We start from the raw sequence: 7,281 nt of genomic DNA, 5'->3' as shown, positions 1-7,281 counted from the left end.
GCCTCGAGCGAGCCGGGAGCCCGGTTGGCGGGCGGTCTGCTGACCCACCTCATTGGCATCGACGCGACCGAAGAACGCGTGGCTGACGATCGTGTGGCGATCGGCGACGCCGGAGCTGTATGTGCGGCGATTGACCCGAGGCCCCTCGTGACACGGCGGGCACCGGTCGAGGTGGCACTCGCCCCAGGGTCGACGCGAGGTCAGACGGTCGTTGACTTGCGCACGATGGTCGGCGCAGACATTTCACCGACGCGCGACGTACCGCTCGCGACGGTCGTGACCGACGTCGACCCTATGCCCTATCGCGCGATGTTTCTCGAGGCCCTGCTGGGCACGCTCGACGGGCAATGATTCGCTCGGAGAGCAAGGTCGTCAACGCGCTTCGCGCCGCGCTCGGCGACGCCGTGTCGACGAACACGGCCGACCTCGAGGCCGCGCGGAGCGATCAATCGGGCCAGCGTTCTGAGCACCCCCCTCTGGCGGCCATCACGGCGCGCTCGATCGAACACGTTCAGGCGGCCCTTCGGATCGCCCACGAGCACGGCGTGCCGGTCGTGCCGCGCGGCGCGGGGTCGGGTCTCACGGGTGGCGCGATGGCGAGCCGCGGCCAACTCGTGCTCTCGACCGCGGCGATGACTCGCGTGCTCGAGATTAACGAAGCCGACCAGCTCGCGGTTGTCGAGCCGGGAATCGTGAACGCCGAACTTAATCGACTGCTGGAACCCCGTGGTCTACGCTGGGCGCCCGACCCAGCAAGTCGAGAGATCTCGACCGTCGGCGGAAACATCGCCACCAACGCCGGCGGCCTGCTGTGCGCCAAATACGGCGTCACGCGCGAGGCTGTGCTCGGCCTCGACGTCGTGCTTGCCGACGGCACGCTCATGCCTCTCGGGCATCGCACGGTCAAGGGCGTGACCGGGCTCGACCTCACGGCGCTCATGATCGGCTCCGAAGGCACGCTCGGGGTGATCGTGGGGGCGACCCTCAAGCTCACGCCGATCCCCACGGGCCCGGTCGCGACGATCGGCGCGTACTTCGCGACGATCGAGCAGGCGGCCGAAGCCTCGGCGGCGATAACGGCAGCGCGGGTGCGGCCGGCGGCGATGGAACTCGTAGATCCGCTGGCGCTTGCGAGCATCCTGAACCATCTGGGGCTACCGCCGCGCGAAGCCGAGAGCGCCCACTTGCTCGTGCAGACCGACGGTGAAGCCGCCGAGTCAGAGGCACACGCGGTGCTCGCGATCATCACCGCACTCGGCGGATCCGCGAGCATGACGACCGACCCCGACGAGGGCGAACGGATGCTCGCTGTGCGCCGCGCCATGCACCCCGCCATGGCGGCTCTCGGTCAGGTGCTCATCGAAGACGTCGCGGTGCCCCGCTCACGCCTGCCCGAGATGTTCGCCGAGATTCGTCGAATCGGCGATCGCTATGGCATACGCATTCCGACGGTGGCACACGCGGGAGATGGCAATCTGCACCCCAATCTCGTCTATCACGGCGACGAGGTACCCAACGAGGTGTGGGCAGCAGCGGGCGAACTGTTTGAGGCGGCGCTCGCACTCGGCGGCACCCTGACGGGTGAGCACGGCATCGGAACCCTCAAGCGGCGCTGGCTCGCCGACGAACTCGGAGACGAACAAGTGGCCCTGCAGCGACGCATCAAGGACGCGTTCGACCCGCGTGGCATTCTGAACCCTGGGGCGGTTTTCTCGGCGCCCTAGTCGGCCGTCGGTGCGGTGGGAACGATGACAAACACCTTGCGCACGCGCTCGTGCACCTGCCAGGTTCCGCGCCATCCCTCGGGTGTCACAAAGAGGTCGCCGGCCGTGACCTCGAGAGGCTGCTCACCGTCTTCGGTGAGCGTGACGCGGCCACTGATGAGGTAGCAGATTTCGTGATAGCCCTCGCGGGTCGCCGTGAACGTGCCGGGGTCGGCTTCCCAAATGCCCGTCTCAACGGGCCCACCAGTCTCCCCCGGCGCAGTCCACAGGTCGACAGACCCTTCAGACTGGCCGGGGGTGACGGCGGTCGGTTTTGGCGTAAACGCGCCGAGAACGTGCTCGGGCGCGTTACGCAGCAGAACCGTCGTCGCCATGGAATTAGGCGACGCGGATCATCTTCTTGTTGACGAACTCGTCAATGCCAAGCGTGCCCAACTCACGACCCGAGCCCGACCGCTTGATGCCACCGAAGGGCAGCTCAGGGCTGTCGGCGAGCACGCAGTTGATGTAGACCATGCCGGCTTCGATCTGGTCGGCAACGCGGTGCGCCTGCTCGCTGTCGGTCGTGAACAAGTACGAGCCAAGCCCGAAGGGGGTGTCGTTCGCCAACTCCACAGCCTCGGCTTCGTTCGCGACCTTGAAGACCTGGGCGACGGGGCCGAAGAACTCTTCGTAGTAGGCGTCGTTGCCGGGCTTGACGTTCGCGAGCACGGTCGAACTGAAGAAGTTGCCCTCGCGAGTTCCGCCCGTGAGCACCGTTGCGCCACCCGAGACGGCGCGCTTGACCTGGTCTTCGAGACCTTCGGCCGCACTGCTCGACGAGAGAGGTCCGTAGGCGCCGCCCTCAACCATCGGGTCACTCGCCTGCGTCGCCGACATCTGCGCCACGAACTTCTCCACAAACGCGTCGTAGAGCGAGTCGATGACGATAAAGCGCTTGGCGCCGTTGCACGACTGACCACTGTTGTCGAGGCGAGCGTTGGTGGCCATTTCGACCGTCGCATCGAGATCGTCGGTGCTCAGCAGAATGAAGGGGTCGCTGCCACCGAGCTCGAGCACAACCTTCTTGAGGTGACGGCCCGCCTGCTCGGCAACCGCGGCACCGGCGCGCTCCGAACCGGTGAGCGAGACGCCCTGCACGCGCGGGTCAGCAATGATCGTGCTGATCTGGTCGGTCGTGGCGTACAGATTCGTGTAGGCACCGACCGGAAAGCCGGCGTCGGCGAAGATCTGGTGAATAGCTTCAGCCGACTCGGGGCACTGCGCCGCGTGCTTGAGCAGAATGGTGTTGCCGAGAATCAGGTTGGGGCCGGCGAAGCGGGCGACCTGGTAGTACGGGAAGTTCCACGGCATGATGCCGAGCAGCACGCCCATGGCGCTCTTGCGAATAAAGGCCGAACCCTCGCTGCCCTCGGCCAGTGCGATCGGCTCATCCTTGAGCAGCTCGGGGCCGTTGTCGGCGTAGTACTGGTAGATGTCGGCCGAGAAGTCGACCTCACCCAGAGCGTCACCGATGGGCTTGCCCATCTCGCGCACGATGATCTCGGCGAGGTGCTGACGACGCTCGCGGTGCAGGTTGGCGACCTTGGCGATCAAGGCCGCACGCTCAGCCACGGTCGACGAGCGCGACCAAGCGCGGTAGGCGTCGTAAGCGTGATCGATCGCGGTGGCGACCTCGGCATCCGTCGCGGTCGGGTACGACCGCAGCGTCTCACCGGTGGCGGGGTTGGTCACTGCGTACTTGCTCATGAGGCTCCTCGATGATTCGACGGTTCGGGTGCGACCGTGCGCACGCGACAGCGCGTACGCGCCCCCAGCCTAGAGTCCCGGCGGGGTCGACCGCATCGCCGTGATGGAGATTCCCGGCGCATTCTTCGCCAGCGCGTATACCCCTCAGGTGGGCCGTCTACAGTGCCGGTCATGGTCGTCTCTGCACGCGCATCCGCCTCGCATCGGGATGCCCGCCGCCGTCCCCTCGGCCGACTCAGCAGACTCGTGCGCGAGGTCGTGACCGGCGCAGCCCTCGTTCCTCGCGGCTTTGCCTTGTGGCGCCGCCGGCCCGCCGTCATGGCACTCGGCATGGTGCCCGCGTTCATCGCTGCCGCACTCATCGCGGCTGTGCTCATCGGCCTCGGACTCAGCGTCGACGCCCTCGCCACCGCCGTGACGCCGTTCGCCGAATCGTGGGCAGAACGCGACCGCACCGTGATGCGCACGCTGCTGGCACTGGTCATTGTCGCGGGCGCCATCATCGGCACGATGTACATCTTCACGACCCTCACGTTGCTCATCGGTGACCCGTTCTACGAGCGCATTTGGCGCGCTGCCGAGAGAGAACTCGGCGACTTCACTCCCTCGCCCGTGCGGTTTTGGCGATCGTTCGGAGATGCTCTCCTCCTGGTTCTGCGCGCGATGGGCTTCGCGCTCATCACCGGCATTGTCGGCCTGATTCCGGTTGTGGGCTCGGTGACCGCGGCGGTGCTCGGCCCCGTTCTTGCTGGTCACCTGATCGCCCGCGAGCTCACGACCCGAGCGTTCGAGGCCCGAGGCATCACCGCCGCCGATCGTGCTCGACTCTTGCGCGGATCGCGTGCTCGAGAGCTCGGATTCGGCGTCGCCACGCAACTCTTCTTTCTCATTCCGGGCGGGGCGATTGCCGTCATGCCGGCGGCAGTTGTCGGTGCAACGCACCTCGCGCGATCAGTGCTCGAACGCGCGGCGGCGGCGGCTGGCGAAACTGGTGTAGAGAAGACACCATGACCGACTCTCCGCTTGACCTCATCGGTTTCGACAGCCTGCTCAGCGATGACGAGCGCGCGACGCGCGACCGCGTGCGCGCGTTCGTCGACGCCGAGCTGCGCCCGCACATCGCCGAGTGGTACGACGCGGGAGTCTTCCCCACCGAAATCATCAAACCCATGGGCACGCTCGGCCTTCTCGGCATGCACCTGCAGGGCTATGGCTGCGCGGGCCGCTCGGCGGTCGAATACGGTCTCGCCGCGGCCGAGCTCGAAGCGGGCGACTCGGGACTGCGCACCTTCGTCTCAGTGCAGGGCTCGCTCGCGATGACCGCGATCCACACGTTCGGTTCAGAAGGGCAGAAGCACGAGTGGCTGCCGCGCATGGCAACGGGCGAGGCGATCGGATGCTTTGGCCTCACCGAACCGAATGCCGGCAGCGACCCGGCCTCGATGCAGACTTTCGCACGCCGCGACGGCGACGACTGGATCATCTCGGGGTCGAAGCGGTGGATCGGCCTCGCGTCGATCGCCGACATCGCCGTCATCTGGGCCCAGACCGAGCACGGCATCCGGGGCTTTCTCGTGCCGACCACGACGCCCGGCTTCACGGCGACGCCGATTGGGCAGAAGCTCTCGATGCGCGCCTCGATTCAGTGCGACATTGCGCTCGACGAGGTGCGCGTGCCGGCCAGCGCACAACTGCCGGGTGCCGAGGGATTACGCGGTCCGTTCACGTGCCTCAACCAAGCGCGCTACGGCATTGTGTGGGGCGTCATGGGGGCAGCGCTCGACAGCTACCGCGTGGCTCTCGAGTATGTGACTCAGCGAGAGGTGTTCGGCAAGCCCGTCGCTGCCTACCAGCTGACTCAGCAGAAGCTCGTCGACATGGCCCTCGAGATCAACAAGGGCTTTCTGCTCGCCGTGCAACTGGGCAGGCTCAAAGATTCCGGTCAGCTACAGCCGCACCAGATTTCGGTGGGCAAGCTCAACAACGCGCGCGAGGCAATCGCCATCGCCCGTGAGGCGCGCGCGATGCTCGGCGGCAACGGCATCACGCTCGAGCACTCACCGTTGCGGCACGCGAACAACCTCGAGTCGGTGCGCACCTACGAGGGAACCGACGACGTGCACACCCTCGTTCTCGGCAACCAGATCACGGGTATCCCCGCGTTCCGCTAGGCCTTAGCTGGCGTCGCTTGCGTCAGACGTTGAGGACCTCGGCGCGCGCGCCGCACGGCTTGCACCCTTGGCCACGGCGGCACCCGTCGCTTCGCCCACAACCTTGCCGTTGATGAGCTCGCCAATATCGATTCCGACCAGGTCTTTAATGATCTTGGTCGACGTCGCGAGTTGGCCAGCCACGTTCTCACCGAGCTGGTTTGTTCCGGTGCCATCCGACGAAATGACGGTCATATTCTGGATGGCCCCGAGCGGTTCTGCGGCGGCGCGAACGATCTCGGGCAACTGGTCGATGATGCGCTGCTTGAGCAGCGCCTCGGCGCGTTCCGCGAGAGCTTCAGCCTGCGCGCGGGTCGAGTCGGCTTCGGCCGTACCCTTCGATCGAATGGCCGACGCTTCGGCATCACCCTCGGCCGCAAGGGCCTCAGCAGCCGCGATGCGTCGAGCTCGTTCGGCGACACCTTCGGCCTCAACGGCTTCGGCCGCACTCTTGCGGCGGTTGCGTTCGGCAAGACCCTCGGCCTCGATGGCTTCGGCGGCTGCCTTGCGGGCGTCACGTTCGGCATTGGCAGCCGCGACGGATGCGAGTGCGGCCGCGTTCGCCTCTTTCTCGATCGCGTAGGCCTGTGCGTCGGCGACGGCGCGCACCTCGGCGTCGAGCTCTTGCTTGCGCAGACCCACGCGCTTCTGAGCGGTGAGCTCTTGCTGGCTCACGACCTCTTGCTGGGCGATCGCCTCGGCGAGTGGTGCGGCGGCAGCTGCTTCTGCCCGAGCCTTATCGGTCTCTTTCTGAATCTCGGCGTTGCGCAAGTCGAGCGCACGCTGGCTTTCGGCGATCTTCTGGGCTGCCGCAATGCGCGCTTCTTCTGACGCTTGCTGAGCCTGAGCTTCGGCGATCTCTGCGACCTGCTTGACGCGAGCGGCCTCGGCGCGACCCAGGTCGCGAATGTAGTTGTTGTCGTCGTCGATCTCCTTGATCTGCAGGGTGTCGATTTGCAGGCCCTGAATGTCGAGGGCTTCGCGCACCGCCTCGAGCACCTGCTCTTGCAGAGCCGAACGGTTGGTAATGATCTCTGTCACCGTGAGCTGGCCGACGATCGACCGCACCGAACCACTCAAGACCTCTTCGGTCGACGACTCAATCTGGTCTTGCTGGTTCAAGAAGCGCTGGGCCGCCGCGCGCACCATGGCTTCAGATCCCCCCACCTTCACGACGGCAACGGCATTGACGCGAATCGTGATGGCGTCACGGGTCTGTGCCGTCGCCTGCACGTTGAGCTGCCGCGACCGCAGGCTGAGCTTGAAGTAGGCCTCGACGATGGGCTTGACGAAGACGCGCGAACCAAAGACGACTCGCTGGCCGACGTTTTCCATCTCGGTGTTCTGCGCGCGCTCTTTCGGCGTGCGCTGGCGCGACGTGACGATGATCGCCTCATCGGGCTTCGCGACTTTGATGCCCCGCAGCAGCACCACGATGATGATGATCGCGAAAACGACGGCAACGCTGATGCCGACGACTTGCGTGAAGAACCCGTTGATTTGATCGAGGAACATGCCCTCAGTATGACGGAATCGAGAGAAGTTCGGTGCTGCTACTCGGCGGCCGCAAGCTGCCCGCAGGCTCCGTCGATTTCTTT

At 66.0% G+C, this 7,281-nt stretch carries 6 protein-coding genes and 1 pseudogene; 4 read left to right on the top strand and 3 right to left on the bottom strand.

Translation table 11 applies throughout. The features are described from left to right. Together SFU54_RS04845 and SFU54_RS04840 are read left to right on the top strand one after the other, a co-directional pair. Nucleotides 1–351, top strand: a pseudogene (locus SFU54_RS04845) (hypothetical protein); the annotation flags it as partial. Beyond that, nucleotides 348–1,724, top strand: a complete 1,377-nt coding sequence (locus SFU54_RS04840) for an FAD-binding oxidoreductase (protein WP_319015171.1) — start codon at nt 348–350, stop codon at nt 1,722–1,724. The pseudogene SFU54_RS04845 and the gene SFU54_RS04840, both read left to right, overlap by 4 nt. Here the strand turns inward: SFU54_RS04840 and SFU54_RS04835 are convergent. After that, on the bottom strand, nt 1,721–2,098 hold the full coding sequence (locus tag SFU54_RS04835) for a cupin domain-containing protein (protein WP_319015170.1): 378 nt from the start codon (nt 2,096–2,098) through the stop codon (nt 1,721–1,723). The genes SFU54_RS04840 and SFU54_RS04835 overlap by 4 nt on opposite strands. Before the next feature lie 4 nt (nt 2,099–2,102). Beyond that, complete coding sequence (locus tag SFU54_RS04830) at nt 2,103–3,473, bottom strand: NAD-dependent succinate-semialdehyde dehydrogenase (protein ID WP_319015169.1); 1,371 nt, start codon at nt 3,471–3,473, stop codon at nt 2,103–2,105. A gap of 171 nt (nt 3,474–3,644) precedes the next feature. Here SFU54_RS04830 and SFU54_RS04825 point away from each other — a divergent pair, with 171 nt between their 5' ends. Together SFU54_RS04825 and SFU54_RS04820 are read left to right on the top strand one after the other, a co-directional pair. Beyond that, a complete protein-coding gene (locus SFU54_RS04825; protein ID WP_319015168.1) occupies nt 3,645–4,484 on the top strand; it encodes an EI24 domain-containing protein in 840 nt (279 codons plus the stop codon). Continuing rightward, complete coding sequence (locus SFU54_RS04820; protein ID WP_319015167.1) at nt 4,481–5,644, top strand: acyl-CoA dehydrogenase family protein; 1,164 nt, start codon at nt 4,481–4,483, stop codon at nt 5,642–5,644. Before SFU54_RS04825 ends, SFU54_RS04820 begins: the two co-directional genes overlap by 4 nt. 3 nt (nt 5,645–5,647) lie before the next feature. On the opposite strand, the gene SFU54_RS04815 is transcribed toward SFU54_RS04820, so the two are convergent. Beyond that, a complete protein-coding gene (locus SFU54_RS04815) occupies nt 5,648–7,198 on the bottom strand; it encodes an SPFH domain-containing protein (protein WP_319015166.1) in 1,551 nt (516 codons plus the stop codon). Nucleotides 7,199–7,281: the final 83 nt, after the last annotated feature.

The organism is Microcella sp., assembly GCF_033763155.1.
Taxonomy (GTDB): domain Bacteria; phylum Actinomycetota; class Actinomycetes; order Actinomycetales; family Microbacteriaceae; genus Microcella.
Note: the sequence above shows the minus strand (reverse complement) of the source record. Positions and strands in the feature narration are given on the sequence as shown.

Coding starts and splice junctions, on each gene's coding strand:
- SFU54_RS04840 (WP_319015171.1), top strand. CDS start 348: ATGATTCGCTCGGAGAGCAAGGTCGTCAACGCGCTTCGCGCCGCGCTC.
- SFU54_RS04835 (WP_319015170.1), bottom strand. CDS start 2,098: ATGGCGACGACGGTTCTGCTGCGTAACGCGCCCGAGCACGTTCTCGGC.
- SFU54_RS04830 (WP_319015169.1), bottom strand. CDS start 3,473: ATGAGCAAGTACGCAGTGACCAACCCCGCCACCGGTGAGACGCTGCGG.
- SFU54_RS04825 (WP_319015168.1), top strand. CDS start 3,645: ATGGTCGTCTCTGCACGCGCATCCGCCTCGCATCGGGATGCCCGCCGC.
- SFU54_RS04820 (WP_319015167.1), top strand. CDS start 4,481: ATGACCGACTCTCCGCTTGACCTCATCGGTTTCGACAGCCTGCTCAGC.
- SFU54_RS04815 (WP_319015166.1), bottom strand. CDS start 7,198: ATGTTCCTCGATCAAATCAACGGGTTCTTCACGCAAGTCGTCGGCATC.